The sequence below is a fragment of the Streptomyces sp. G5(2025) genome, from assembly GCF_049542075.1.
Lineage (GTDB): Bacteria > Actinomycetota > Actinomycetes > Streptomycetales > Streptomycetaceae > Streptomyces.
The window spans coordinates 3,766,789-3,793,405 of record NZ_JBMUZT010000006.1; the positions used below are offsets into that span (position 1 = coordinate 3,766,789).

Sequence of the window (26,617 nt, forward strand, 5' to 3'; positions counted from 1 at the left end):
GCGGACGTCGACGAGAGACCATCGACCCATGGACGTCACCCTGCACATCGCCCAGCAACCGGAGGCCGACGACTTGCTCGGCCGCAGTCCGCTGGCCGCGCTGGTCGGGATGCTGCTGGATCAGCAGGTGCCGATGGAGTGGGCGTTCGCGGGCCCGTACACGATCGCCACGCGCATGAACGCGGACGACCTCGACGCCCACGAGATCGCCGACTACGACCCCGAGGACTTCGCCGCGCTGCTCTCCGCCAAGCCGGCGGTCCATCGCTACCCCGGCTCCATGGCCAAGCGGATCCAGCAGCTGTGCCAGTACCTCGTGGATCATTACGAGGGTGACGCCACCGCCCTGTGGCAGGACGCCGCCACGGGGGAGGAACTCCTCGGGCGCCTCAACGACCTGCCCGGCTTCGGCAAGCAGAAGGCGCAGATCTTTCTGGCCCTGCTGGGGAAGCAGCTGGGCGTACGGCCCAAGGGGTGGCGGGAGGCGGCGGGTGACTACGGCCCGGCCGAGGCGTATCGCTCCGTCGCGGATATCACGGGGCCGGAGTCTTTGCGCAAGGTCCGCGCGCACAAGCAACAGCTCAAGGCGGCGGCGAAGTCCCGTCCCTGAGGGGGTGCGCGGCGGTATCCCCTACCCCGCCGCTCCGCGCCGGACGTCTCCCACCCACCCGCCCGATACCCGGCGTCGAGACGCCGAGGCAGGGCGGGCGGGGGTGAGCGCACGCCCCAGCATCGAGATGTCGCGGTAGGGGCGAGGAGAAAGAGGAGAGGGTCGGGCGGCGGCGGCCGCCGTCAGGGATGAGCCGACGACGGGCCGCAGTCACCCGCGTGCCAAAGGGGACGCGGGGGTATGTGCCCGTCGGCCGCCGTCAGGGATGAGCCGACGACGGGCCGCAGTCGCCCGCGTGCCCGAGGGGACGCGGGGGTATGTGCGCGCGGAGCACAGTGGTGGTCACCAGGGCACCGAAGCAACCAAGCCTCCGCGCCAAGATGGCGAGCACGGACGTACCCCCGCGGCCCCGCCCCACCCACACACCCAAGGCGACCCCAGCCACCCACAACCCGTCACCCCCGCCATCGCCACCGACTCGTTCGGGCGATTTCCGCTCCCCGTCGTGGATGCCTCCGACCGGCTCTCGCTCGCTTCGGCCCCTGCTCCCGGCACACCACTTTCCGTTTCATCCCGCTTTGCGGCGTCATTTCCCAGCGGCACACTCCGTCGCCATGGCTGCGCCCGGCAAGTCTTGACCGGTAGGCTTTCCGTGTGATCTTCAAGCGCATCGGAAACGGCCGGCCGTACCCCGACCACGGCCGGGAAAGCACCCGGCAGTGGGCGGACGTCGCGCCGCGCCCGGTCCGCCTCGATCAGCTCGTGACGACCAAGGGCCAGCTCGACCTGGAGACACTGCTCGCCGAGGACTCGACGTTTTACGGCGACCTCTTCGCGCACGTCGTGAAGTGGCAGGGCGACCTCTACCTGGAGGACGGCCTGCACCGCGCCGTCCGCGCGGCGCTCCAGCAGCGCCAGGTGCTCCACGCCCGCGTACTCGAACTGGACTGACGCGAGGCCCCTCTCGGCCGACGCGGGGACGGACGCTGCGCTGCGCTGCCCGGCACCCCGCCGCCCCCGTCCTCCGCCCGGCCCGGCCCAGCCCACGCCGCGCGCCCCGCGCGTTGACCCTTTCGGGTTGGACTGCTCACCCGGCGATGATCATTTAGTAGGCATCCCCGCCAGGCGGCACTACGCTGCGCCCATGAGCATGCTCACTCCCCCCGGCATGGGCGGCAAATACCGCATCACGGGGGACGCGTATCCCCGAATGCGCCGCACCGGCGGGCGCCGCAGGCTCGTGCTCGCGATCGTCGCGTCCGCCGCGGCCATAGCCCTGATCGGCTGGGGCACGCTACAGCTCATCCAAGTCTTCTCCGGCGGGGGCAAGGCGTCGGCCGCGTCCGCACCCACGCAGAACTGCGACCGCCGCGACCCCAAGACCGGGGCGGAAACCAGGACAGGGGCGGAGAGCAAGACCGAGGCCGGCCTCAAGCCCGCCCCCCTCCCCAAGTCCCTCCTCAAGCCCCTCCCCAAGCCCGCCCAGATCACCGTCAACGTCTTCAACGCAACCCCCCGCGGCGGCCTCGCCAAGAACACCGCGGACGAGCTGAAGAAGCGCGGCTTCACCATCGGCGAGGTCGGCAACGCCACGAAGCAGTACGACAAGAAGGTCAAGGGCACCGGAATACTGCTCGGCGCGCGAACCGCCGCCGACACCGCGCTCCCCGTCCTCGGCACGCAGCTCGCGGGCGCCGAGCACAGGACGGACGGCCGCACGGGCGGCGAGATCGACCTGATCCTCGGCACACAGTTCAAGGAACTGGCCAAAAAAGAGGACGCCGACAAGGCCTTGGCGGAACTCACCAAGCCCAAGCCGACGCCCACACCGTCCGCCGAGAAGAACTGCTGACCTCGGCGGTCCTCGGCTCCTCGGCTCCTCGGCGTCCTCGGCGGTTACTCCGCCGTGCCGTACATCCGATCCCCGGCATCCCCGAGACCGGGCACGATGTAGCCCTGCTCGTTGAGCCGCTCGTCGACCGACGCCGTCACGACGGTCACCGGCGTGCCGGCCAGCTCGCGCTCCATGACCTCGACACCCTCGGGGGCGGCGAGCAGCACCACGGCGGTCACATCGTCGGCGCCGCGCTTGATCAGTTCCTGGATGGCCGCGACGAGCGTGCCGCCCGTGGCGAGCATCGGGTCCAGGACGTACACCTGGCGCCCGGAGAGGTCCTCCGGCATGCGCGTCGCGTACGTGGAGGCCTCCAGGGTCTCCTCGTTGCGGATCATGCCGAGGAAGCCCACCTCGGCGGTCGGCAGCAGCCGCACCATGCCGTCGAGCATGCCCAGACCGGCCCGCAGGATCGGCACCACCAGCGGCTTCGGGCTCGACAGCTTCACGCCCGTCGTCCGCGTCACCGGGGTCTCGATGTCGACCTGCTCGGTGCGCACGTCCCGGGTGGCCTCGTACGCGAGCAGGGTGACCAGCTCGTCGGCGAGGCGCCGGAAGGTCGGTGAGTCGGTGCGCTTGTCGCGCAGCGTGGTGAGTTTGTGCGCCACCAGCGGGTGGTCGACGACGTGGATCCGCATGGCATCAACAGTAACCGGGCCCGGTCCCTGCCTCCCTCGCCGGCATAACCCCTCGCCGGCATAACCCCTCGCTGGCATCAACACCGCCACCAGGGGGAAGGTGGGGACGTACGAACCGAGGTGGTGTGGCCCATGGCGGAACGCGCGGAACGCAAACCGGATGACGAGACCGACGCCGAGCGCCGCAGACGCCGCGCCCAGTTCCTGCGGGAACGCGCCGAGGCCATCGAGCTCCGCGACCGCGTGAAGCCGCGCCGCGCCCGGGCGGCACGGATGCGCCAGCAGATGCGCATGCGTACGTTCCGCTGGTGACCGCCCCGGCGTGCGGCGGGCCCGGCGGGGGCCCGGACGAGCGCGGCGGGGGCCCGGGATGAACGCGACGCGGAACACAGCGGCCCGAAGACCTCTCCTGACGGCGCGGTTTCTGCCACGATTCCGAATGGGCGGGGCTCGGCACAGCTCCCCGCCCCCGACCTCGCCGGGGGGACCCCAAACCGCCAACCGGCACTGCCTATGACCAGTGGGAGAGTCACGGTGTACTTCGCCGCACTGCTCGCGCGCACCGAAGACGGGTGGGAAGCGAGCGACACGGACCTCGACGACGTGGAGACCCTGGCGGATCTGGCCGATCTGGCCCGTGAAGCCACGGCCGACCACGACGACGACACAGTGCTCGTCTTCATCGAACAGGAAGGCGCGTGGTTCGGCGTCGTCCGCGTGGACGGCGAGGAGGATCCCCGTATCTACGTCTCGGACGCGGCCGCCGCCGCCCGCAGCTCGTACGGGGAGATCCTGCTCACCGACGAAATGCTCGGCCGCAACCCGGGCGCCGACGACACGGTCGCCGACCTCGACGCCCTCGACCTCGACGGTACGGAGGACGGAGAACCGGACGGCGCCGCCGCCGGCGACGGGGCCGAGGAGGCCGCCGACATCGGCGACGCGGTGCCCTCGGGCCCGCTCGGTGACGCGGAGCTCCTGGCCGACCTCGGCGTGCCGGACAAGGAGCTGCTCGGCCTGGAGCCCGGCGACGCCCTCAACGACATCGCCGAGATCCTCGGGGCGGCGGAGGTGCTGGAGACCGTCCGCTAGGTTCCCGGTGTGATCGCTCCGACCAACCCCACCGATGACGGCCCCGCCCATGACCCCGTACGCGACCGCTGGCGTGCGCCTATGCGGCTCGCTCTGACCGAGGCCGAGCTGGCGGTCCGGGGCGGTGATGTCCCGGTCGGCGCCGTCGTGCTGTCCCCGGACGGCACGACGGTGCTCGCCGCCGGGCACAACGAACGCGAGCTGACCGGCGACCCCACCGCGCACGCGGAGGTGCTCGCCATCCGCAGGGCCGCCGCCGAGCTCGGCCAGTGGCGGCTGACCGGCTGCACGCTCGTCGTCACGCTGGAGCCCTGCACGATGTGCGCGGGCGCGATCGTGCAGTCCCGCGTCGACCGGGTCGTCTACGGGGCGCGCGACGACAAGGCAGGAGCCGCCGGCTCGCTCTGGGACGTCGTACGCGACCGCAGGCTGAACCACCGCCCGGAAGTCGTCCATGACGTCCTCGCCGAGGAGGCCGCCGGGTTGCTCACCCGTTTCTTCCGCGAGGGGCACCGGGGCGGCTGAACCGGGCCGCCGGGGCGCCGCGCGAAACGGATTTCTGACCACGGCCCATCTTGGGCTAGAGTTCCTCTCGGTAGCGTGTCCGAGCGGCCGAAGGAGCTCGCCTCGAAAGCGAGTGTGGCGCAAGTCACCGAGGGTTCAAATCCCTCCGCTACCGCTCTCGACACGAAGGGCCCGTCCGACTGGACGGGCCCTTCGTCGTACACGGGACCGAGAGGGAAAGGGAGACGGAGACGGAGAGGGAGAGGGAGAGGGAAAGAGAGGCAGAGGGCGGGGGAAGCGGCATCGGGGGGACAAGCCGCTTCCCCCGACGAGGACCAGCCCTCAAGTCGGCGCCGCCGTCGGGGGGAAGCGGACGGCGCGGACTCCGCAGTGGGGCCGGTCCCTCGCCCGTGGATTCCTGCCAGATCCAACGGGCTCACCATCCATCCTGCGCTCCACGTCACCGGAGGACGGCAGGCAAAAGGCCCGCGGAAGTGGGCCGTTGGTCCTTAAAAGCCCGGTGAGTACGCGTAAAGCCCCCTGAGTACGCGAAAAGCCCGGTGAGTACGCGCCGGGTTAGACTCACCGCCGTCACAGGGGTCACACGGGGCGCGGGTAAGGGGAGGCCAGATCGTGGCAGTGCAGTGGAAGAAGGTCGGTCTCTTCGTGGTGGTCGTCTTCGTGCTCTACGTGATCATCACCGACCCCGCCAAGGCCGCCGACTACGTCCAGATAGGGTTCGAGGGTGTTTCGAGCGCCGCTCAGAGCATCGGTGACTTCATGACGTGGGTCGCCAACGGAGGCAAAGACTGAGCGGCGGCCGACGCCGCCGAGTCCCAGTCCTCTCCAAGGAGCGCCCGTGATCCGCCATCTGGTCCTCTTCAAGCTCAACGACGGTGTGCGGCGCGACGAGCCGCGCGTGGTCGAGGGCGTCAAGGCGTTCCGCGCGCTCGGCGAGCAGATCCCGGAGCTGACGTTCTGGGAGTGCGACTGGAACATCACCGACCGCCCCATCGCCTACGACTTCGCCATCAACTCGGCGGTCGAGGACACCGACGCGCTGAAGCGGTACATCGAGCACCCGGCCCACCAGGCAGGCGTCGCCATGTGGCGGGAGTTCGCCACGTGGGTGATCGCCGACTACGAGTTCTGAGCCGCCCGCAGACAGCCGGGCAGCTCCCGCGACGGCCCCGCACCACGACGGTGCGGGGCCGTTCCGTGTTCCTGGCACGCCGCCCCCGGCAGGTCGTCGCCGCCAACACGTGGTGACCGGGTGCTTGCACACAGTGCACATGTCTTGTGATGCTATGACCGCTTTTGACGGATGAGTTGACCGAGGTCGATCGACGCAGTGGCCGAGGGCGACTGAGCTTGACTGTGCTTGACCGAGAAGGGGTGGCGTTGACCGTGCCGGCCAGTACTGCGCCTGAGGCTCCACCCACCAAGACCGCGGCGAGCACCGGAAGCACCCGCGGCGCCGACACCAGGGCCCTCACCCAGGTCCTCTTCGGCCGGCTCAAGGACCTGGAGCCGGGCAGCCCCGAGCACGGCCGGGTGCGCGGCGCGCTCATCGAGGCCAACCTGCCCCTCGTGCGGTACGCGGCGGCCCGCTTCCGCAGCCGCAACGAACCGATGGAGGACGTCGTCCAGGTCGGGACGATCGGGCTCATCAACGCCATCGACCGCTTCGACCCGGACCGCGGGGTGCAGTTCCCGACGTTCGCGATGCCCACCGTCGTCGGTGAGATCAAGCGGTACTTCCGCGACAACGTCCGTACGGTCCACGTGCCCCGGCGGCTGCACGAGCTGTGGGTGCAGGTGACGGGCGCCACCGAGGACCTCACGACCGCCTTCGGGCGCTCCCCGACGACCGCCGAGATCGCCGAGCGGCTGCGCATCACCGAGGAGGAGGTGCTCGCCTGCATCGAGGCCGGCCGTTCGTACCACGCGACGTCACTGGAGGCGGCCCAGGAGGGCGACGGACTGCCCGGCCTCCTCGACCGGCTCGGCTACGAGGACCCCGCGCTCGACGGTGTCGAACACCGCGATCTCGTACGCCATCTCCTCGTCCAGCTGCCCGAGCGCGAGCAGCGGATCCTGCTCCTGCGCTACTACAGCAACCTGACGCAATCACAGATCAGCGCCGAATTGGGCGTTTCCCAGATGCATGTGTCCCGGCTCCTCGCCAGGAGCTTCGCGCGACTTCGGTCCGCAAATCGGATCGAGGCGTAACCGTATCGAGTGGAGTGCCGTCAGGCCTCTTCCCGACGTCACTCCTGGCCGAAATGGTTCAGACCCCCTCTTTCCTGCACGGATGTCACCCCTGTTTGTCGACAAGTAACTACAGCGCGTTGCCGACATGTGACATTCTGCTGGAACCGCGTTTGCCGTAGCCCCACCTCCGGTATTCAGGTGGAGGCTGCGTTCCTCCGACGGGAGCGCCCGCCGCGACCGTCCGCGACCTCAAGGGGGTGGCATGTCCGCAGACCAGGGCAGCTCGAAGGTGCTCACGCTCACGCTCACCAAGAGCCCGAGCGAATCCGCGCCCGACGCGCTTCCGAGTTCACCCGACGCGCTTCAGAGCCCACCCGAGGTGCTTCCGGCCTCGCCCGAGGCGCTTCAGGTCTCGCCCGAGGCGCTTCCGGCCTCACCCGAGGCTCTCCAGAGCGCCACGGCCCCGGAAGCCATCGACACACGGACCCTGTCCCGCTCCCTGTTCCTGCGGCTCGCCGCACTCGACCAGGACAGCCCCGAGCGCGTCTACGTACGCGACACGCTCATCGAGCTCAACCTCCCCCTCGTGCGGTACGCGGCGGCCCGCTTCCGCAGCCGCAACGAACCGATGGAGGACATCGTCCAGGTCGGCACGATCGGCCTGATCAAGGCGATCGACCGGTTCGACTGCGAACGGGGCGTGGAGTTCCCGACGTTCGCGATGCCGACGGTCGTCGGTGAGATCAAGCGCTTCTTCCGCGACACCAGTTGGTCGGTGCGCGTCCCGCGCCGCCTCCAGGAGCTGCGGCTCGCGCTGACGAAGACCAGCGACGAGCTCGCCCAGCGGCTCGACCGCTCGCCGACCGTGCCCGAACTCGCGGTCGCGCTCGGGGTGTCGGAGGAGGACGTCGTCGACGGCCTCGCGGTGGGCAACGCCTACACCGCGTCCTCGCTCGACTCCCCGGCACCGGAGGACGACGGCGGCGAGGGCTCCCTCGCGGACCGGCTGGGGTACGAGGACTCGGCCCTGGAGGGCGTCGAGTACCGCGAGTCCCTGAAGCCGCTGCTCGCCAAGCTGCCGCCGCGCGAGCGCCGCATCATCATGCTGCGCTTCTTCGCCAACATGACGCAGTCGCAGATCGGCGAGGAGGTCGGCATCTCGCAGATGCACGTCTCGCGGCTGCTCACGCGGACGCTGGCGCAGCTGCGGGACGGTCTCATCTCGGATTGAGCGCGGGCCGGCCCCTCTCGGATCGAGCGCCGGCACCGAACCGACCTCCCGCCGTGCGTCGCGTGTCCGGCGTCGGGCGGTGCTCGCGGGGTTCCGAATTGACGGGCCGTCAGCCACACTGCGGCCATGCGACGTGGTGCTCGGAACGTGCTGGGTGCGTCGGCGGCCCTGCTGTGCCTCGGCGGACTTCTCGCCGCGAGCGGCGGCGAGAGCGGCGACGGTCATGTGGCGACCGGAGCGGCCGGCCCCGCACCGGCCAAGGCGCCGGGCAAAGCCGGGGGCCCGACCGGTGACGTGCGGCTGATCCCACTGGACGGAGCCGACCGGGACAGCGGGGACGAGAGAGACAACGAAGACGGCGGAGACCACGGAGACAGCAGCGGCACGAAGGGCTCTGGAGGCGCCTCCACGGACACGCGCGGCGACTCGGCGACGACGCCGCCGCCCGGGCCGGACGAGGGTGCTCCCGGGAGCAGCGGAGCGGGTGGCACGGAGGGGAAGCCGCCCACCGCTGACGGGAGTTCGCCCTCCGGGACCGGCGGTGCCACCGGGCCCGGCGGCTCGGCTTCGCCGCCGCCCGCCGGAACTCCACCGGGCAGCAGCCCGTCGCCCCCGGGTGCGGAGAGGCCCGGCCCCGCCGAGCCGCCGAGCGGGCCCGCCGCGCTCAGCGTCGGCACGCCGGAGCGAAACCCCGCAGACAACACGGACAAGCGGTGGTGCGAGAAGGTGACGGTCACCTTCCGGAACACCGGTGACTCACCGGTGCGTTCGGGCACGGTGACCTTCGGTACGCACATCATCGGGGCGCTCGGCATCGACTGGGCCACGATCGAGTCGACCGAGAAGCTTCCGGCCCCGATCGAAGCGGGGCGGAAGAAGACAGAAACCTGGCCGATATGTGTCGCCGCGTGGCGCGTACCGCTGGGGATGCACATCGAGACGCGTGACGTCTCGGTGGAGTGGAAGTAGGGACTTCGCCGCGGTCACCGCGGTCGGCCGTGCTTCGTCCGCAGGTACGTCGTGGCTGGTCGCGCACTTCCCCGCGCCCCTGACAGGGCGCCCGGGCGCCGCTACTTCAGCGCCAGCCACGCCACCCCCGCCACGATCACCACCGCGAGCACCACGCCGAGGATCAGCCCGACCCGCGGGCCGGAGGAGGAAGCGGGCGCCGCCGCTCGGCGGCCCTGCGGCGCCTCGTCGACGAAGGCGCGGAACATCTGCGTGCTGCCGGCGGGGTCGGGGTTGCCCTGGGGACCCTGGGGGTTGTGTGCCATGGAGCAGGACCCTAGCGAATCCATGGCGCCCGGCCCAACCCCCGCCTGCCTGCAACTTTACGTGCGCAGCCCCGGAGCTTTGCCGACTCTTTAGGGCCTTGGTCCGCTTTTAGTTTGCCTGCGGCAACCAACTGGTTTTATCGTTGCCCTAAGCAACAAACACCCAGGAGGTGCCGTGGCCGCGCAGCGTCAGTACGAGGAGCTGGCCCGACAGCTCAGTGCCATCGGTGCCGTGAAGCGCGGTCTCGGCCGGGGTCTGCCCCACGACTGCCCCGGCGGGTCCGCCGCCGTACTCATCCTGCTGGAGCGCCACGGCGCCATGCGGATGAGCAGGCTCGCCGAGCTGCTCGCCGTGGACATGTCGGTCACCAGCCGCCATGTCGCGCACGTCGCGGAGAGGGAGTGGATCGTCCGCGATCCCGACCCCGCGGACAAGCGCTCCCGGATCCTGCGGCTCACGCCCGAGGGCAAGGCCAAGGTCGACGAGCTCTCCGAGCTCTCCATCCGGACCCTCACCCACTACTTGCACGACTGGACCGACGACGAGGTCGTCCAGCTCAGCACGCTGCTCGCGCGTCTGCGCGACAGCTTCGGGGACTGCCGCGCGGCTTCGGCCCGGCTTCCCGACGTACAGACCACCCCAGAGACCACCCGTACACCCGCGTAAGAAAAGGAAGCCCATGGCAACAACCACACCAGCCGGTGTGCGGGGCAGCCATGCCAAGCACGGAGCTCACCACTCTCACCCCGACGAGAACGCTCCGATGACGCACCGGCAGATCATGGAAGCGCTGTCCGGGCTGCTGCTCGGCATGTTCGTGGCGATCCTGTCGTCGACGATCGTCTCCAACGCCCTGCCCGAGATCATCGGTGACCTCGGCGGCGGCCAGTCCGCCTACACCTGGGTCGTCACCGCCTCGCTGCTCGCGATGACGGCGACCACGCCCCTGTGGGGCAAGCTCTCGGACCTCTTCAGCAAGAAGGCCCTGGTCCAGATAGCCCTGATCATCTACGTCGGCGGTTCCGTCGTCGCCGGTCTCTCGCAGAGCGCCGGGATGCTGATCGCCTGCCGCGTCGTCCAGGGCATCGGCGTCGGCGGTCTCTCCGCCCTGGCGCAGATCGTCATGGCCGCGATGATCTCCCCGCGTGAGCGCGGTCGTTACTCCGGCTACCTCGGCGCGACCTTCGCCGTCGCCACCGTCGGCGGACCGCTGCTCGGCGGCGTCATCACCGACACCTCGTGGCTCGGCTGGCGCTGGTGCTTCTACGTCGGCGTGCCCTTCGCGATCATCGCGCTGATCGTCCTCCAGAAGACCCTGAAGCTCCCCGTCGTCAAGCGGGACGTCAAGGTCGACTGGGCCGGTGCCTTCTTCATCAGCGCCGCCGTCTGCCTGCTGCTCGTCTGGGTCACCTTCGCCGGTGACAAGTACGACTGGATGTCCTGGCAGACCGCCGCCATGGTCGGCGGTTCGATCGTCCTCGGTCTGCTCTTCGTCCTCGTCGAGTCCAAGGCCAGCGAGCCGATCATCCCGCTGCGGCTCTTCCGCAACCGCACCATCACGCTCGCCTCGCTCGCCTCGCTCTTCGTGGGTGTCGCAATGTTCGCGGGCACGGTCTTCTTCAGCCAGTACTTCCAGCTGGCGCGGGGCGAGTCCCCGACGATGTCCGGTGTCATGACGATCCCGATGATCGGCGGCCTGTTCATCTCGTCGACCGTCTCGGGCCAGATCATCACCAAGACGGGCAAGTGGAAGGCGTGGCTGGTCAGCGGCGGTCTGCTGGTGACGGCGGGCCTCGGTCTGCTCGGCACCATCCGGTACGACACCGAGTACTGGCACATCGCGATCTTCATGGCCCTGATGGGTCTCGGCATCGGCATGATGATGCAGAACCTGGTCCTGTGCACGCAGAACCAGGTCGCCCCCGAGGACCTCGGCTCCGCCAGCTCCACCGTCACCTTCTTCCGCTCGCTGGGCGGTGCCATGGGTGTCTCGGCGCTGGGCGCGATCATGGCCACGCGGATCACCGACTACGTCAAGGACGGCATCACCGACCTCGGCCCGAAGGCGGCCGCGCAGTTCGGCCACGGCGGCACCGGTGGCGGCGGCATCCCGGACCTGGACAAGATCCCCGAGCCGTTCCGCACGGTGATGGAGAGCGCGTACGGGCACGGCATCGCCGACGTCTTCCTGATCGCCGCGCCGATGGCGCTGATCGCCTTCCTGATCACGCTGTTCATCAAGGAGGTCCCGCTGCGGACGTCCGGCGCGCCGGCGCGGGCCACCGCCGGTGACGCCGCCACGGACGCCCCCGCGGAAGCCGTGGCCCCCGCTGCGGCCGGCTTCGCCGAGCAGCCCGTCCTCGCCTCCGTCGCCTCGCGCACCGAGGCCGGGCCCGAGGGCACGCAGCGGCTCGCCGCCGTGGTGTCCGCCGCCGAGCACGCGGCCGGAGACCTGCCACCGGTCACCAACGGCATCCCGGTCCACGGCTACGTCCGCGGCGCCGAGAGCGCGCCCGTCCCGCAGGCCGCCGTCACGCTGATCTCCCTCGGGGACGCCAGCTCGGCCGCGCGGTCGCCCAGGGCGACGGGGCCTACGCCCTCGACGCCCCCGGCGCCGGGTCGTACGTGCTCATCGCCTCCGCCGACGGATTCCAGCCGCAGGCGTCCACGGTGATCGTGGGCGAGGGCTCCCTCGCGTACGACATCCTGCTCAGCGGCACCAGCGGGCTCAGCGGTGTGGTGCGGGACGCGGACAGCAAGCTGCCCGTCTCCGGTGCCATGGTCATCGTGACCGACGTACGCGGTGACGTCCTGGCCACCGGGCTCTCCGGCGAGCAGGGCGAGTTCACCTTCGCCGAGCTGGTCCCCGGCACCGTCACCATCGCGGTGAACGCCACCGGACACCGGCCCACCGCCCTGCCCGTCGAGGTCGGCGGGGCCGGGGTCACCCGGGTCGAGGTCGAGCTCAACTCCGGGGCGCAGGTGCTCGGCACCGTCCGTGCGGGCGGCGGGCCGCTGAACGACGCGCGGGTCACGCTCGTCGACGCGGCCGGCAACGTCGTCGCCACCGCGACCACCGGGGCGGACGGGGCGTACGCCTTCACCGACCTCGACAGCGGTGAGTACACGGTCATCGCGACCGGCTACCCGCCGGTGGCGACCGGCCTGTCGGTGACCGGCAGCGGCGTCGACGGCCACGACATCGAGCTCGCCCACCCGGGCGAGTGACGACCCCGGCCCGTGGCCGCGCCCCGAGCGGAGGCGTGGCCACGGGCCGGTCGCGGAAAGGGCCCCGGGCCGGCGGTGGCGTTCACGGCAGGGGACGGCCGGCCACCGCCGGACCGGGGGCCGTCCGCTTGCGCCTCACGGGACTTGAACTTTTTTGTGGCTCCTGACAGGGGCCCGGCAAGGAGTAAACGGGATGGGACTCAACGCTCGGATCCGCACGCGCGACGGGTGGGCCGTGCCCCACGCCGTCGTCACGGTGACCGACATGACCGGGGCGCAGGTGCTGCGGGCGGCCGCCGACGAGGAGGGTGCCGTGCGCGATGACACGGCCCTGGTGCCCGGGCCGTACACCGTCATCGTCACCGCCGTCGGCTACGCGCCCGTCGCCTCCACCGCCCTCGTCACGGCCAGCGGCCGGGCCGAGGTCGGCAGCATCGTCCTCGCCCGGCAGGGCGGCACGGAGCTGCCGCCGCCCGGGCCCTGGACCATCGACCCGGCGCACTCCACCGTGGGCGCCGTCGCCCAGCACCTCGGGATCACCAGCGTGCACGGGCGGTTCACGGAGTTCGGGGGCCGCGTGGAGATCGCCGAGGACGTGGCGAAGTCACGGGTCGAGGCGGTCATCCGATCGGCCTCGATCGACACGGGCAACGGCATGCGCGACGGGCACCTGAAGTCGCCGGACTTCCTGGACGTCGACCAGTACCCGGAGATCACCTACCGGTCGAGCGGCCTGACGCCGGCCGGGCCGGACCGCTGGACGGTGCACGGCGAACTCGGGATGCACGGTGTCGTACGCCCCGTCGACCTGGAGCTGAGCTACCTGGGGACCGGAGCGGACCCCTGGGGCGGCACCCGGGCGGCCTTCCGGGCCACGGCCGAGCTGCGGCGGGAGGACTTCGCCATGAACTACAACCAGGTGGTGCAGGCGGGGATCTCGGCGATCGGCACGACGCTGCGGGTGGAGCTGGACATCCAGGCCGTGCAGGGGGACGCGCTTCCGCAGGGCTGATCCGCGTACGCAAGTACGCGAGTACGTACGTACTTAGGGTGTCCGGGCGCCCGTCAGAGTTCCTGGCGGGCGCCCGGCGTCTCGCCTCGACCGGCCCGCTCCCCTCGTTTCTCTTGTTCGAGTCGTTTCTCTTGTTCGAGAAGGGATTCGATCCCGGCGATCATCAGGTCGAGGGCAACCCTGAAGTCCCGCTCCCACATCTCCTCGACCGTGGCGTCGCCGCGCGCCGCCAGCAGATCCTTCGCGCTCTCCATGGCCCCGTGCGAGGCGAGCTCGTCCTCGACCGTCCCTGCCGCCTCCCGGTAGTACTCGTCCTGGGTCATCCCCGCCTCCGCGCACCGCGCCATGTAGTGGCCCTCGATGGTCCCGAAGCCGTACACGAACTGGAAGACCGCCGAGATCGCGCCGTTCTGCGTGTGCGGGGGCAGGCCGGTCCCGCGTACCGTCCGCTGCACCGCGACGACGAACGCCAGCCAGTTCGGTCCGATGTTGAGGAACCTGCCGACCAGCGGCGAGACCCAGGGGTGGCGGATCAGCAGCGCGCGGTACTCGTCGGCGAGGGCCCGCAAGGCCTCGCGCCAGGACCCGGCGGGCGCCTCCGCGTCGGGCAGCCGCATCTCGCCGCACACCGCGTCGAGGGCGAGCTCCAGGAGGTCGTCCTTGGTGTCCACGTACCAGTAGACGGACATCGCCGTGACGTTCAGCTCGGCGGCGAGCCTGCGCATGGAGAACTTGGCGAGGCCCTCCGCGTCCAGGAGCCGGACCGAGGCCTCGGTGATGCGGTCCCGGTCGAGGCCGCTGGGCTGGTCGCCCTTGCGTCCACCGCCCCGGGGGGCCTTGCCCTGCAGCCAGACACTCGTCCGCGCCGGGTTCTTCGTGCCGCCGGCTGCCTTGGCCATGGCGCACCTTCCTGGTTGGGCCTGGGGCCTTCAGTGGTGGTCCCCAGGATGCTATGCCGCCGCTTTCCCCACGGAGTCTGCCCTCTCCGCCCTGCGCAGCAACGCGGCCGCGAGGACACCGCCGAGGAAGACCGCGGCCGCGCCCACCAGCTGGCTCGTCTCCAGTCCCGAGGCGAACGCGTCGGCGATCCGCTCCCGCTCCCCGGACGACTCCGCCGCGGCCATGGCCGCCGGGAAGGACGCCGCGGAGACCGCCACGAGCGAGGCGAAGCGGGAGTTGAGGACCGCGCCGAGGACGGCGACGCCGAGGCCGTTGCCGAACTCCGCGAGGGTGCCGTTGACGCCCGCGCCCACGCCGGCCTTCTCCACCGGGATGGCGCTCATGATGGCGTTGGCCATGGCGGGCATGGCGAACGCGATGCCGGCGCCCATGGTGACGAGCCCGGCCAGCATGCCGTTGTAGTCGTCGCCGCCGAGCAGCGCTATCACCGCGAGACCGGCGGCCAGCGCGCTCATGCCGGACAGGATCGTCGCGGGCGTGCCCAGCTTGGCGTGGAGCTTCGCGCCGACGCCGGTGAGGTTCAGGGCGACGATGGTCACCGCGAGCGGCGCCGTCCGCAGGCCCGCCTCCAACGGCTCGTAGTCGAGGACGAACTGGAGGTGCTGGGTGAGCAGGAAGAGCGAGCCGCTCAGGCCGAAGGCGACCAGGATCGCGCCCGCCACCGCGCCGATGAACCGCTGGTTGCGGAAGAAGTGCATGTCCAGCATGGGGTACGGGATGCGCAGCTCCCACCGGACGAAGGCGCCGAGGACCAGCACACCGACCGCCGCGGAGACCAGCACCTGCGACGACGTCCAGCCGTGGCCGGGCCCGGAGATGATCGCGTAGACCACCGAGGCCATGCCGATGGTCGACAGCAGCGCGCCGAGCAGGTCGGGGCGGTCGCCCCGGGGTTCTTGGACTCGGGCACCAGCTTGGCGACCGCGGCGAGGCCCAGCAGCGCCACCGGCAGGTTGATCAGGAAGATCGAGCCCCACCAGAAGTGGTTCAGCATGAAGCCGCCGAGCAGCGGACCGGCCGCGAAGCCGAGGGAGCTGACGGTCGACCAGAGGCCGATCGCCTTCACGCGCTCGGAGTCGTCGAAGACCTGCACGACGACCGCGAGCGTCGTGGTCATCAGGAGCGCGCCGCCGACGCCCATGCCCGCGCGGGCGGCGATGAGCTGTGCGGAGGACTGCGCGAACGCCGCGACGCACGAGCCGATGCCGAAGAGCGCGAGGCCCATGAGCAGCATCTTCTTGCGGCCGTAGCGGTCGGCGGAGCTGCCCGCGGTGAGCAGCAGGCCGGACTGCACGAGCGAGTAGGCGTTGATCATCCATTGGATGTCGGACGTGGACGCGTCCAGCTCCCGGGTGAGGGACGGGATCGCGACGCTCAGGACGGTGTTGTCGAGCAGCACGGTGAGCTGGGCGAGGCAGATGACACCGAGGATCAGCCAGCGCTGCGGGTGCCGGGGTGGGGCGGCCGAGGACTCGGCGGTCGTCGCCGTCATGCGGGCCTCCTGGTCTAAGGAGTGATCCATGGAGTGATCCACGGGATCCATGGGATCCATGGGATCCACGGGATCCACGGGATCCACGGGATCCACGGGATCCACGGGATCCATGGGTGGTTCTACGGTGTACGAGGCTGGATGCCTCGTACACCGTAGAACGGTCCCCATACGGCGTACAAGTAGATATTCGGACGCAGGCGTGCAGCGGCCCCGGCGCCGCTACTTCTTCTGCTTCTTCGGCCGGGCCAGGTCATAGAAGGTCGCACTGCCCACCGTCACCTTCGTGAAGGCCGGCTCGATGCCGGGACGGCCCGGCACCGCCTCGGGCATCTTGGCGCCGCGTGCCGGGGCCGCCGCCGGGCTTCGGGAGCCGGTTCGCACCGGGCACCGCGGCGGGCCCGGCGGGCCCTTTCGGCCAGGTCGCCGAGCACGCCGTCCAACTGGTCGTACAGATGCGACGTGAGCGCGATGGTGGTGACGGCCGATCACCGCGCACACGACGGCGATCAGCGCGACGGCGGAGAGGACGAGCCGGGTGCGGAGGGTGCGCGCGGCCGTGGCCGCCGACGCCGGAGCCCGGCCCTCACGAGGGCGAGGGTGAAGGCGAGGCCACCGGCACCGGCTCGGGCATGTGCACGGGCACGGGCACGGCAGGCTTGATCAGGTACCCGGCCCCGCGCCGCGTGTGGATCATCGGCTCCCGTCCGGCATCGATCTTCCTGCGCAGATACGAGATGTAGAGCTCGACGACGTTGGCCTGGCCCCCGAAGTCGTAGTTCCACACCCGGTCGAGGATCTGCGCCTTGCTGAGCACGCGCCGCGGATTGCGCATGAGGTAGCGAAGGAGTTCGAACTCGGTGGCGGTGAGGTGGATGGAGTCCCCGCCGCGCGTCACCTCATGACTGTCCTCGTCCAGGGTCAGGTCCCCCACCACCAGGGTCGACTCGCTGCGCTTGTCCGCGGCCCCGGCCCGCCGGATGAGCCCGCGGAGCCGCGCCACCACCTCCTCCAGGCCGAAGGGCTTGGTGACGCAGTCGTCGCCGCCCGCGGTGAGCCCGGCGATGCGGTCCTCCACCGCGTCCTTCGCGGTCAGGAAGAGCACGGGCACGTCCGGCAGCTCCCGGCGCAGCCTGCCGAGCAGCGAGAGGCCGTCCATGTCGGGCAGCATCATGTCGAGCACCACGGCGTCGGGCCGGAACGCGCGCGCCGCCCGCACCGCGCCCGCGCCGTCCCCCGCGCTGCGGATCTGCCAGCCCTCGTACCGCAGGGCCATGGACATCAGCTCGGTGAGCGACGCCTCGTCGTCCACCACGAGTACGCGGACGGGGGTCCCGTCCGCCCGGAGCAGTTCGGTACGCGCCTGAGGCGTGGTCGTGGTCATACCGCACAGCGTGGGCCGCGCCCCTGAGAGCACTCTTGCGTGAACCTGTGAATTCCCTGAGAAACGCCGCCGTCCACGCACACGCCCCCCACGGCCCCGCCCCTCATTCCCCCGGGTCACTCCCCCGGGTCACTCCCCAGGCCGAACAACCGGGCGGCGTTCCCGTGCAGCACCCCCCGCAGCCACGCGTCCCCCAGCCCCAGCCGCTCCAGCGCCTCCAACTGGTGGACGTACGCGTACGGGATGTTGGGAAAGTCGCTCCCCAGCACGATCCGCTCACCCAGCGCCACGAGCCGCTCCGACTCCGCGCGCGGGAACGGCATGAGCCGCTCGCTGAAGTCGGTGAACGCCATGGTCGTGTCGAGGCGCACCTCCTCGTACCGCTCGGCGAGCGCGAGGAACTCGGCGTACTCGGGCATCCCCATGTGCGCCACGACGAGCCGCAGCCGGGGGTGGCGCGCGAGCAGCCGCGCGATCGGACCGGGCCCGGTGTGCCTGCCGGGCTCGGGCCCGGACCCGCAGTGCGTGACCACCGGTGTCCCGGCGTCGGCGAGCAGCCCCCAAACCGGGTCGAGCAGGGCGTCGTTGGGGTCGTAACCGCCCACCTGCACATGCGCCTTGAAGACCCGAGCCCCCGTCTCGACGGCCTCCCGCACATACGCCTCGACGCCCGGCTCCGGGAAGAACGTCGCCGTCCGCAGGCAGCCCGGCGTGCGGCGCGCGAAATCGGCGGCCCAGTCGTTGAGCCACCGCGCCATGCCCGCCTTGTGCGGATAGAGCATGGAGGTGAAGGCCCGCACCCCGAACTCCCCGAGCAGTTCGACCCGCCGCTCCTCGTCGTGCCGGTAGCTGATGGGCCACGCCACACCGCCGCCGTCGCCACCGTCGTCCGCCCCGAAGGCGTCGAAGTAGGCCCAGACCTTCCGCAGCACCCGTTCCGGCATGAAGTGGGTGTGCACGTCGATGAGCCCGGGCACCCCGACCCGCCCCCAGAACTCCCGCACGGCAGCGGCCTCCGTACTGTCCCGGCGGCCTGGGCTGTCCCGGCTATCCCCGCACAAAGCCGTGGCTCCGCTCCACCTTGGCGACGTGCACCACGTACGACTCGTACCACTCCGCACGCCCGCGCCTCTGCGCCACGCGGTGCTCGGGGTCGCTCCGCCAGGCCTTGATCGCCTCCTCGTCGCGGAAGTACCCGACGGTGATGCCGAGCCCACCCGGCGTCCGGGCGGACTCCATCCCGAGGAACCCCGGCACGGCGGCGACCAACTCGTCCAGGCGGTCACCGGTTTCGCCGTACGCGGTCCCGTCCCCGTCGTCATCCTCCCCCCGGACGGAGGTGAAGACGGCGGCGTAATAGGGCGGTTCGAAGGGCCCGACCGGCCCTGACACGTGATCACTCATGCCCCCACCCTCAGATCGCGACCACACGGTGTCCACCCCTCCCCGCCGCTCCTTGCCCTCCGGTCACCGAGACTTGACCATCCGGTCAGCGGGGGGGCGAAGTACGGCCCCCCCTCAGGAGAGCCCGTCCCTGCACGCCCAGAAGAGCCCGTCCCTGCACGCCTGGAAGAGCCGTCCCGCACGCCCAGAAGAACCCGTCCCTGCATCCCTGGAAGAGCCGTCCCGCACGCCCAGAAGAACCCGTCCCTGCATCCCTGGAAGAGCCGTCCCGCACGCCCAGAAGAACCCGTCCCTGCATCCCTAGAAGAGCCCGTCCTGCTCACCCCCGCCCCCGCTACCACCCCCGGCACCGCGCACCGCCTCCACCGGCACGGTCACCCCGCTGCCCGGCCCCGCACCCGCCCCCGCGTCGACTCCTGCCAGCTCCCACCCCACGAGCACGCGCGTATCCACGACCAGTACCCGCCCGTCCGCGACCGCCAGGTACAGATCGGGCCCGGCCGCGGCGACGAGCCGCCCCGCGAGAACACCGCCGTCGACCAGTTCCCGTACGACTCCGTCGGCGGCGGCCCGGTCAGCGGCCCCGTCAGCGGGCCCGCCCGCCGCTTCCCCCAGGCCGAACGCCGCCGAGTGATCGACCGCCTCGAACTCCACCCGCTCCAGCGCCTCGGCCCACCCCTCCAGCACGACGGCCCGCCGGTACAGCTCCGCCAACTCCCGCGCCCGCTCCGGCCACCCGGGCAGAGCCCCCCGCACCGCCCGCTTGCGCGCGTACGGCACCCGGTCCGGCACCCCCAACGCCGCCCGCAGCAACTCCTCCGTACGCCGCGCCGCCATCAGCGGCCCCCGCCCCAGCCAGCAGAACGCCACGGCCCCCTGCTCCAGGAGCCGCACCGCGCCCCTTTCCTCGGCCGTGATCCCGACCTTGACCAGCCCCGCCCCGAACCACGCGAGGTACACCCGGTACGTACGCGGATCATCCGGCACGCCATCCGCCGCCACGGAGAACGCCCGGTCGAGGCGCGCGCACTCGGAGCACCGCGCTTGCGTGGCCCGCGCCGGCACCACGGCCCGCAGGGGGCACGGGTTGCCACGCGCCCCCACGCACCGCCGCTCACCGACGGCCCGGAACCCGATCACCCGCCCATACGCGAGGGCGCTGCTCCGTCCCCCCGCCCACCGCAGCACGGGCCCCCCACCCGACCACCCGAGCCCCGCGCAACGCCACTCCATCGCCGTACTCCTTCTCCCCACTCCTTCTGCCCCGACGCACAAACGACCAGAGGCCCTGACGATTTCCCGTCAGGGCCTCTGGTCTGCTGTGCACTCGGCAGGATTCGAACCTGCAACCTTCTGATCCGTAGGATCGGGCACCGCCTTGCGGGAGCGCCCGGCGGCCTCCCGAACTGATCGCCCACGTTAGCGAACAAGCGCCTCTGTGTGCCGTCGTTGCCGTCAAGGCTGCCGTCAGATCCGCCGTATCCGGTGGGACTCCCCTGGACCCGTCACGCCCCGGGCCGGGGTGACGGTGGCTCGCAGAAGGCGAACCACTCGTAGACGGTCTGCCACGTCCGTACCGCTCGGACAGGTCGCGCCAAGGAGCCCCGGTCCGCAGCCGCCACAGCACACCATTAACCACCTGCCGATGATCACGCCATGGACGGCCGCCCGTCCGCCTGCGGCAACAGGGGCTCAGTCCGCTCCCACACCACGCCCGCCGCCTCACCTCGACCTGCCATAAGAGTCAATGATCGGACCGGCTATAGAGTCCCGCCTGTGGCGAATCATCAGGACGAGACCAGGGCGGCCTACGACGGAGTCGTCGAGCTGTACGCATCGCTGTTCGCGAACCGGCTGGAGACACAGCCGTTCGCCCGGGCCATGATCGGCACCTTCGCCGAACTGGTGCGCGCGACGGGCAACCCGCGGGCAGCGGACGTCGGGTGCGGGCCCGGACATCTGACGGCCATGCTGCACGAACTGGGCCTGGACGCCTTCGGAATCGACCTCTCCCCCGGCATGGTCGACCACGCCCAGCAGGCCCATCCGGCGCTCCGCTTCCAGGAGGCGCGGATGGAGTCCCTGCCGATCGAGGACGGCGCGCTCGGCGGCGTACTGGCCCACTACTCGCTGATCCACACCCCTCCGGGAGAGCTGCCGGAGCTGCTCGCCGAGCAGGTACGCGTCCTGGCGCCGGGTGGTCTGCTCCTGGTCTCCTTCTTCGGGACCGACGGACCGGAACCGGTCCGGTTCGACCACAAGGTGGCGCCCGCCTACAGCTGGCCGGCGGACCGCCTCGCCGAACTCCTGACCGGTGCCGGGCTCGTCCCCTTCGCTCGACTGCTCCACGATCCAGCCTCCGAGCGAGGCTTCCTCGACGCCCACCTGCTGGCCCGCCGTTCGTAGGTTCTGCCCGGCAATACCCGCCGGACAGTCGGCACACCTCCGGGCTGCCGGCTCGGCGGACGCTCGCTGATTCGACGGGAATTGTCAGACAGGCCCTAGCGACGCCAGATTCAGGTGTACTTGGCCACCGTGTACGCGGTCGGCCCTGCAAGCGTGCCTCCGGAGCTGTCGGTCATGTCCAGGATCTCGAAGCCGGCGCGCTGCGCGTACTGTTCGAGCTCGCGCGGGAAGAGTACGCGTCTGCGGATCTCATCCTGGGCCTCGTCCCCTGAGGGGAGTGCCCAGCGCCGGTGCATGGTGTTGATCTGGGTCCGCAGGTCCCACTCATGGCGGATCGTGACGGTTGCCGGACCGCTCGGGGTGTCGACCGTAGCGGTCATCGGATCGGCCCCCGTGATGGGTGCGACGGGGGAACAGAGGATCAGCAGGCTGCCCCGCTCGGCGTGAGCCGCGAACGTGGCGAAGACCTGGGTGATCTCGTTGTTGTCGTGGACGTAGGCGAGGCTGTTGCCCATGCAGGTCACCACGTCCATGCACCGCTGGAGTCGGGTGGTGCGCATGTCTCCGATGCGGATGTCCAGCTCTGGGCGGGCTTGGCGGGCGTAGTCGACCATGCCGGGTTGGAGGTCCAGGCCGATGCACTCGTAGCGCTTGGCCAGGATCTCCAGGTCCCTGCCGGTGCCGCATCCGAAGTCGACCAGCGTCCGAGCGTCCGGCCGGTGTGTCTCGATCAGGGTCTGACACATCCCGGCGCCGGTGCTGTCGGATTGGATCACGTCGTACAGGGCCGGGTCCCGGTAGAGGAGGTTCGTCGCTTCCACTGGTTCCGCTTCCGTGTCGTGGCTGGTCACATAAGGCTCCGCAGTCCGACCTCTAGGGCGAGGACATCGCACAGCAAGTCGGGGACAGTCGGGGCGGCGTCGGCGTCCTTGCGGGCCTGAGCGAGTGCCTGGCCGTCAACGTAGCCGAGATCGACCAGGACGGACTCCTTCAGCATGTCGTCCAGCACGGGCAAGCCATACGAGCGCAGCCCCTTCTCCAGGACGGCCAGGAAGTTCTCCGGTTCGGCCGGCGACGCCACCGAGTCTGGCAGTCCCGCCCGCCTGATCCGCTCCCGGAACAGCGCCTTGCCTCGCTTGTACTCGTGCGGCAGTTGCTCCATGAAACGGACGATCCGCGGATGTACGAGCGGGCTCACCGGCCAGACGCCGGCCCGCAGGAAGCCGGGATTGTGCATCCCGAACGCCATCAAGGTCGGCACCGGCAGGACGGGGATGGGCGCCAGGTGCTCGTTCACCTCGACCAGGGCTCGAACCGTCTTCGGGCCGAGCCACGGAACGGATTCCGGGGCTGGCAGTTCCGCGGCCGTCCTGGAGTGGTGGGCGTTGACCTCGTCCCCTCCACTGCCGGTGAACATGACCTCGCACCGTCGAACGGCTGCCTGGGCTCGTACGACGTCGAAGGCTTCCTGATAGAACGCCCCCGCCGGATCATGCGGCCGGCGCAGAGCGCGCACACCACCGGGGCAGAACGGCGAGTGCCGCAAGGCGGAAATGGCCACGTCTCGGAAGCCGCAGTGATCCGCGTACGCCTGGCGGCGCTCGCTCTGCTGTCTGCCGGTGCTTCCCCCGACCAGTAAGCCGAAGCTGTGCACCTGCGGGATGCGCGCCGCCTTCACTGCCAGGGCGACGTTCCCGGAGTCCGCGCCGCCCGACAGTTCGACGCCCACGCACCCCGTGGCGCTCGGTGCTTCGCGGATCACGTCGGTCAGCAGCTCATCGAGCGTGGCGAGTGGATCGACACCGGGCCGCAGCCTGCGCGGCTCCAGGACGTGTTCGGCGGGCTCCGGGTAGTGGATGCCGAGTCCGGCAGCGGTGAATGTGGCAGACGCCCGCTCAGTCAGGCGGTAGACGCCCTCGAACACCGTCTCAGAGGTGTAGCGATGCTGCCTGGTCAGCGTCCGCGCCACGACACGCGGAACCAAGCGGTCAGTCGACAGATGCGGCCCCAGTGCCGCCACGTCCCATGACGCGTGCAGCTCGTCGGCCTTCTCCAGCAGGTACAGCGGGGCTGTGCCGAAGACGCCCGCCGTGAGACGGGCTTCCCCGGCCGTCATGACGACCTCGACGAAGTCGGCCTCGCCCCGCTTGCACTCCTTCACCCTCACCCGCACACATGGCGTCTGGTCGTCGCGGACCTCCATGACCAGCGTGGACACGTTCGCGGGCTTGATCCAGCTTTCGCCGCTGACCCAGCGACCTCCTTCCGGCCTCCATCGGGGCTCCTGGAGATCGGCCAGGCGCAGACGCATCGACAGCATGTCGTCCCTTTCCGAAGTCATGCGGCGGGGCGGGGCCGCGAACGACCCCGCCCCGCCTGGCGTCAGCCCTGGATCACTTGGAGCAGTGGTCGCCGTTGTTGTCGCCACCGCCGGGCATCTTGTCGAGCAGCGTGGCCTCGACGGCCGGGACGCCGGTGATCAGGTCGCCGGTGAACAGCTCGTCCACGTTCATCGCGTTCTCCTCTTACGGTTGAAACGGACCCCGCGGCTGATGCCGCGGAGTTGAGCCCCGTCCGGCTGCCGGTCCCTTACGAAGAAGGCAGCCGGACGCGTGCCCACCGCTTCCGGCGGTGGGCCCTCCCTCGCCACACGTGGGGTTGGATGTGGCAGGGGGAAGTCAGATGGGGGTGGAGGCGGCGGCCACGCCCAGGACGAAGCCGCTCGATGCAGAGATGGTGATGATCGGCAGCAGTCCGGCGTAACGGCCGACGACTGCGGCTAACCGCCTCACAGCCGCTCGCCGCGGCTGCGCTCGTTCGCCTCGCGCACTGCGGCGCTCAGCTCGGCCGCAGCGTCCTGAGGCTCGGGACGGCTGTGCTGCGGGCACTCACACGGCGGGGACAGGTTCGAGCCCGGCGGCGGGTCCGCGCCCTCGTAGGTGTCGATCCTCAGCACCCCGTCCACGCCCCGCTCTTCGGTCAACTGGGCCAGTCGGGCCCGCGCTTCGCTTTTCATCCCTCAGTCCCTCAGACGATGGCTGCGGCGAGGTCTCGCCGTTCCCTGCTGCCTCTACGCAACCGTGTGACCACGCACAGCGGTACCGTTGCAGCAGCGCCAGGACTTGAAAGCCTTGAAAGTTCGCAAGGGCACGGGGAGTTGAGGACATGGCCAAGCGTGAACCGAACGGGGCGCTCGGGCGCCTGCTCACCGAGAGCCGCTGGACTTACCGCCAGTTCGCTCGGGCGGTGAACCGTGCGGGCACCGAGATGGGCACTCCCCTGCGATACGACGAGTCGGCAGTGAGTCACTGGCTGGGCGGCACCGTGCCCCGCGGGGCCGTGCGGGCGTGCGTCCTGGAAGCCCTCTCACGACGTCTGGGGCGGCCCGTAACGCACGCTGAGGCCGGTCTGCCCGTTCCCCGCGATCACTTCCCGACAGCCGCGGATACCGTGGAGGGGCTGATCGACCTCGGGAGGCAGGACATGGACCCATCGCGCCGCAGTGTCCTGGGGGCCGGCCTGTTCTCCGTCGCCCTCACGATTCCCGGGTGGCCGGATGTCATCGGCCGTGCCGAAGCGGTCCAGTCCGGCCGTGCCCGCCGGATCGGCATGAACGAAGTGGACATGGTCATCGCCATGACCGAGCGCGTCTCGGAACTGGACGACCAGTTCGGCGGTCGCCACGCACGCCCCATGGCCGCCTCGTTCATGGTGAACACCGTGGCGTCCTACCTGCGCGCCGACGCCCCCGACGACGTGCGGAAGGCCATGCTGTCCGCAGCCTCGGACCTGCTGTACCTGACCGGCTACATGGCCGTGGACGAGGGACTGCACGGCCTCGCGCAGCGCTACTACGTCAAGGCGCTGGAACTGGCGGGCGCCGCCGAGGACCACCTGACCTACTGCACCACTCTGCGCGGCATGAGCGTCCAGGCGATCGACCTCCGTCACGGGGGAAAGGCCATGGAGCTGGCAGACGCCGCGGCAGCCGCCTCCCCCAAGGCCGGCCCTCGCATGCTTGCCTTCCTCGCCGGCCAGCAGGCACACGCCGCCGCGCAGACCGGCGACCGGACTCGGGCGCTGCGATACATCCGGGAGGCCGAGACCGCCATGGAACGTGCCGAGTCGCGCGGCAAGGCGTTCGGCTCGTATGACCCGGCGTCGCTCAACTACCACATCAGCCAGGTTCGTTACGAACTCGGCGATGTCTCCGGCGCCATCGAAGCCATGCTGCAGTCCGACAAGGTGCGCTACAGCGTCTATCGCCGCGCCCGCGTCCGACACCGCGCCATGCTGGCCGAACGGCAACTGGAGGTCGGCCACCTGGAAGCGGCCTGCGACACCTGGCATCAGGCGCTCGACGACTACCCCATGGTGCAGTCCGGCCGAGCCGACGACCGGGTCAGAACCATGTTCGGCCTTCTCCGGCCGCATCTGAAGAACACGACTGCGCGGGACCTCTACGACCGCGCACGAACGGTCGCCCCGCCTTCTCTGGTCAGCTGACCCGTGCCGTTGGCGACCTCAGCCACAGAAAGTCAGCCACGACGGCGGGTGCGCCGAACGAGCACCCGCCACGTGTGCCTCCAGCAACCACCCACCGGCCCCAGCCACGCTTCCCAGTGCGGCACGGCCTCGACCCCCGTTGCCCCCGAGCGCTGCCGCGAGCCTCGCCTGACGAATAGGCGGGAGGCCGGCTGCCCGGGTCACGGCTGGTTGAACGGCAATCCGCGGTGATCGGTGCGGACTTGGCATGCGTCCCGCTCCTCCTGGCCGTGCTCGCCGCGGGTCGGTTGTCAAGGTTCTTCGCGGGTCTGGCTGCCCGCTTCTCGGGCTTTTGCGGCGCGAGCGGGCGGGGGCCGTCGCGGGCGGTGGCGGGGACATGAGCCGGCGGCGGCCTGGGGCCGCCGCGCCGCGCGGCCCGCGCCAGCGGGCCGCCTTGATCCAGTAAAGAAACTTTGGACAGCTCACCTCTTCGGCGTCTTCGGCCGGTAGGGAGTGGGCTGTTTGCCATGCTTCGCCCCGATCGCCTCGCAATCAGTCGCTTCATGCCGGTCTGTTCGCGGGATCGCCGAAAGACATCCACAGGCTGACCGTTGCATCGTTATGGCCTGCGGAAACGCCGACGGCTCACCTGGTGAAATGTGGCGCAGGTCACAACGTGGTGGTGTCACACCGGTAGGGCTTTTCGGCACCTGTCCCCAGTGCAGGGAGCGATTCGTCGCGGCGTAGGCGTCGGCTTTCGACGGCCTGCTGTCGCACGCCCTAGAGGG

The 26,617-nt window shown here is 70.6% G+C and carries 25 protein-coding genes, 1 tRNA gene and 4 pseudogenes; 17 read left to right on the forward strand and 13 right to left on the reverse strand.

Annotated elements, in window-relative coordinates; translation table 11 throughout:
• The first annotated feature begins 28 nt into the window (after positions 1–28).
• From ACOBQB_RS27945 to ACOBQB_RS27955, 3 genes are all read left to right on the forward strand, one after another.
• A complete protein-coding gene (locus tag ACOBQB_RS27945) occupies positions 29–610 on the forward strand; it encodes an HhH-GPD-type base excision DNA repair protein (RefSeq protein ID WP_423595384.1) in 582 nt (193 codons plus the stop codon).
• A 654-nt stretch (positions 611–1,264) separates the two neighbouring features.
• Positions 1,265–1,561, forward strand: coding sequence for a type II toxin-antitoxin system VapB family antitoxin (locus ACOBQB_RS27950; protein WP_003999914.1), 297 nt, complete (start codon positions 1,265–1,267; stop codon positions 1,559–1,561).
• Positions 1,562–1,754: 193 nt separating this feature from the next.
• Positions 1,755–2,462 (forward strand): LytR C-terminal domain-containing protein, encoded by a 708-nt coding sequence (locus ACOBQB_RS27955; protein WP_423595386.1) that lies wholly within the window; start codon positions 1,755–1,757, stop codon positions 2,460–2,462.
• Between the two features lie 44 nt (positions 2,463–2,506).
• Here the strand turns inward: ACOBQB_RS27955 and upp are convergent, their stop codons facing one another.
• Positions 2,507–3,142 (reverse strand): uracil phosphoribosyltransferase, encoded by a 636-nt coding sequence (gene upp / locus ACOBQB_RS27960; protein ID WP_127913363.1) that lies wholly within the window; start codon positions 3,140–3,142, stop codon positions 2,507–2,509.
• 132 nt (positions 3,143–3,274) lie between these two features.
• Here upp and ACOBQB_RS27965 point away from each other — a divergent pair, with 132 nt between their 5' ends.
• From ACOBQB_RS27965 to ACOBQB_RS28005, 9 genes are all read left to right on the forward strand, one after another.
• Positions 3,275–3,454 (forward strand): hypothetical protein, encoded by a 180-nt coding sequence (locus tag ACOBQB_RS27965; RefSeq protein WP_423595391.1) that lies wholly within the window; start codon positions 3,275–3,277, stop codon positions 3,452–3,454.
• A 222-nt stretch (positions 3,455–3,676) separates the two neighbouring features.
• Positions 3,677–4,234, forward strand: a complete 558-nt coding sequence (locus ACOBQB_RS27970) for a hypothetical protein (RefSeq protein WP_423598803.1) — start codon at positions 3,677–3,679, stop codon at positions 4,232–4,234.
• A gap of 81 nt (positions 4,235–4,315) precedes the next feature.
• On the forward strand, positions 4,316–4,759 hold the full coding sequence (gene tadA, locus ACOBQB_RS27975; RefSeq protein WP_423598805.1) for a tRNA adenosine(34) deaminase TadA: 444 nt from the start codon (positions 4,316–4,318) through the stop codon (positions 4,757–4,759).
• A 69-nt stretch (positions 4,760–4,828) separates the two neighbouring features.
• Positions 4,829–4,913: transfer RNA gene (locus ACOBQB_RS27980), tRNA-Ser, on the forward strand.
• A 458-nt stretch (positions 4,914–5,371) separates the two neighbouring features.
• Positions 5,372–5,551: a hypothetical protein gene (locus tag ACOBQB_RS27985; RefSeq protein WP_127911209.1), complete on the forward strand. Its 180-nt coding sequence runs from the start codon at positions 5,372–5,374 to the stop codon at positions 5,549–5,551.
• 46 nt (positions 5,552–5,597) lie between these two features.
• Positions 5,598–5,891 (forward strand): Dabb family protein, encoded by a 294-nt coding sequence (locus tag ACOBQB_RS27990; RefSeq protein ID WP_423595393.1) that lies wholly within the window; start codon positions 5,598–5,600, stop codon positions 5,889–5,891.
• Positions 5,892–6,133: 242 nt separating this feature from the next.
• On the forward strand, positions 6,134–6,970 hold the full coding sequence (locus ACOBQB_RS27995) for an RNA polymerase sigma factor SigF (RefSeq protein WP_423598807.1): 837 nt from the start codon (positions 6,134–6,136) through the stop codon (positions 6,968–6,970).
• A gap of 244 nt (positions 6,971–7,214) precedes the next feature.
• Entirely contained in the window at positions 7,215–8,183 is a 969-nt protein-coding gene (locus ACOBQB_RS28000; RefSeq protein WP_423595395.1) for an RNA polymerase sigma factor SigF, read from the forward strand.
• 126 nt (positions 8,184–8,309) lie between these two features.
• Positions 8,310–9,152: a hypothetical protein gene (locus tag ACOBQB_RS28005; RefSeq protein ID WP_423595397.1), complete on the forward strand. Its 843-nt coding sequence runs from the start codon at positions 8,310–8,312 to the stop codon at positions 9,150–9,152.
• 101 nt (positions 9,153–9,253) lie between these two features.
• Here the strand turns inward: ACOBQB_RS28005 and ACOBQB_RS28010 are convergent, their stop codons facing one another.
• Positions 9,254–9,457, reverse strand: a complete 204-nt coding sequence (locus tag ACOBQB_RS28010) for a hypothetical protein (protein WP_127911204.1) — start codon at positions 9,455–9,457, stop codon at positions 9,254–9,256.
• Positions 9,458–9,632: 175 nt separating this feature from the next.
• Here ACOBQB_RS28010 and ACOBQB_RS28015 point away from each other — a divergent pair, with 175 nt between their 5' ends.
• The 3 genes and pseudogenes from ACOBQB_RS28015 (at position 9,633) to ACOBQB_RS28025 (ending at position 13,698) form a co-directional block, all read left to right on the forward strand.
• Complete coding sequence (locus tag ACOBQB_RS28015; RefSeq protein WP_205038099.1) at positions 9,633–10,124, forward strand: MarR family winged helix-turn-helix transcriptional regulator; 492 nt, start codon at positions 9,633–9,635, stop codon at positions 10,122–10,124.
• Positions 10,125–10,137: 13 nt separating this feature from the next.
• A pseudogene (locus tag ACOBQB_RS28020) lies at positions 10,138–12,686 on the forward strand (MFS transporter).
• A gap of 193 nt (positions 12,687–12,879) precedes the next feature.
• Entirely contained in the window at positions 12,880–13,698 is an 819-nt protein-coding gene (locus tag ACOBQB_RS28025) for a YceI family protein (protein WP_423595399.1), read from the forward strand.
• 53 nt (positions 13,699–13,751) lie between these two features.
• Here the strand turns inward: ACOBQB_RS28025 and ACOBQB_RS28030 are convergent, their stop codons facing one another.
• The 8 genes and pseudogenes from ACOBQB_RS28030 to ACOBQB_RS28065 all read right to left on the reverse strand — a co-directional run.
• Positions 13,752–14,597 carry a TetR/AcrR family transcriptional regulator gene (locus tag ACOBQB_RS28030; RefSeq protein WP_423595401.1) on the reverse strand — a complete coding sequence of 282 codons (846 nt, stop codon included), beginning with the start codon at positions 14,595–14,597 and terminating at the stop codon, positions 13,752–13,754.
• Between the two features lie 51 nt (positions 14,598–14,648).
• Positions 14,649–16,150: pseudogene (locus ACOBQB_RS28035) on the reverse strand (MFS transporter).
• Between the two features lie 222 nt (positions 16,151–16,372).
• Positions 16,373–16,534, reverse strand: coding sequence for a hypothetical protein (locus tag ACOBQB_RS28040; protein ID WP_423595403.1), 162 nt, complete (start codon positions 16,532–16,534; stop codon positions 16,373–16,375).
• Between the two features lie 268 nt (positions 16,535–16,802).
• A pseudogene (locus tag ACOBQB_RS28045) lies at positions 16,803–17,534 on the reverse strand (response regulator transcription factor); the annotation flags it as partial.
• 116 nt (positions 17,535–17,650) lie between these two features.
• Complete coding sequence (locus tag ACOBQB_RS28050) at positions 17,651–18,595, reverse strand: amidohydrolase family protein (protein ID WP_423595405.1); 945 nt, start codon at positions 18,593–18,595, stop codon at positions 17,651–17,653.
• The gene (locus tag ACOBQB_RS28055) at positions 18,582–18,938 is read right to left on the reverse strand and encodes an antibiotic biosynthesis monooxygenase family protein (RefSeq protein WP_423595407.1); all 357 of its coding nucleotides are present in this window, start codon (positions 18,936–18,938) and stop codon (positions 18,582–18,584) included. Before ACOBQB_RS28055 ends, ACOBQB_RS28050 begins: the two co-directional genes overlap by 14 nt.
• 300 nt (positions 18,939–19,238) lie before the next feature.
• The gene (locus tag ACOBQB_RS28060; RefSeq protein ID WP_423595409.1) at positions 19,239–20,171 is read right to left on the reverse strand and encodes a DUF2797 domain-containing protein; all 933 of its coding nucleotides are present in this window, start codon (positions 20,169–20,171) and stop codon (positions 19,239–19,241) included.
• Positions 20,172–20,482: 311 nt separating this feature from the next.
• Positions 20,483–20,677 (reverse strand): annotated as a pseudogene (locus ACOBQB_RS28065) (transposase); the annotation flags it as partial.
• A gap of 37 nt (positions 20,678–20,714) precedes the next feature.
• Between ACOBQB_RS28065 and ACOBQB_RS28070 the strand changes: the two are divergent.
• A complete protein-coding gene (locus ACOBQB_RS28070) occupies positions 20,715–21,344 on the forward strand; it encodes a class I SAM-dependent methyltransferase (RefSeq protein ID WP_423595411.1) in 630 nt (209 codons plus the stop codon).
• A 110-nt stretch (positions 21,345–21,454) separates the two neighbouring features.
• Here the strand turns inward: ACOBQB_RS28070 and ACOBQB_RS28075 are convergent, their stop codons facing one another.
• From ACOBQB_RS28075 to ACOBQB_RS28085, 3 genes are all read right to left on the reverse strand, one after another.
• On the reverse strand, positions 21,455–22,195 hold the full coding sequence (locus ACOBQB_RS28075; RefSeq protein WP_423595413.1) for a class I SAM-dependent methyltransferase: 741 nt from the start codon (positions 22,193–22,195) through the stop codon (positions 21,455–21,457).
• Positions 22,192–23,685, reverse strand: coding sequence for an asparagine synthase-related protein (locus tag ACOBQB_RS28080; RefSeq protein WP_423595415.1), 1,494 nt, complete (start codon positions 23,683–23,685; stop codon positions 22,192–22,194). The genes ACOBQB_RS28075 and ACOBQB_RS28080 overlap by 4 nt, the downstream gene beginning before the upstream one ends.
• 447 nt (positions 23,686–24,132) lie before the next feature.
• Positions 24,133–24,360 carry a hypothetical protein gene (locus ACOBQB_RS28085; RefSeq protein WP_423595417.1) on the reverse strand — a complete coding sequence of 76 codons (228 nt, stop codon included), beginning with the start codon at positions 24,358–24,360 and terminating at the stop codon, positions 24,133–24,135.
• Positions 24,361–24,509: 149 nt separating this feature from the next.
• Here ACOBQB_RS28085 and ACOBQB_RS28090 point away from each other — a divergent pair, with 149 nt between their 5' ends.
• A complete protein-coding gene (locus tag ACOBQB_RS28090; RefSeq protein ID WP_423595419.1) occupies positions 24,510–25,850 on the forward strand; it encodes a tetratricopeptide repeat protein in 1,341 nt (446 codons plus the stop codon).
• The last annotated feature ends 767 nt before the right edge of the window (positions 25,851–26,617 follow it).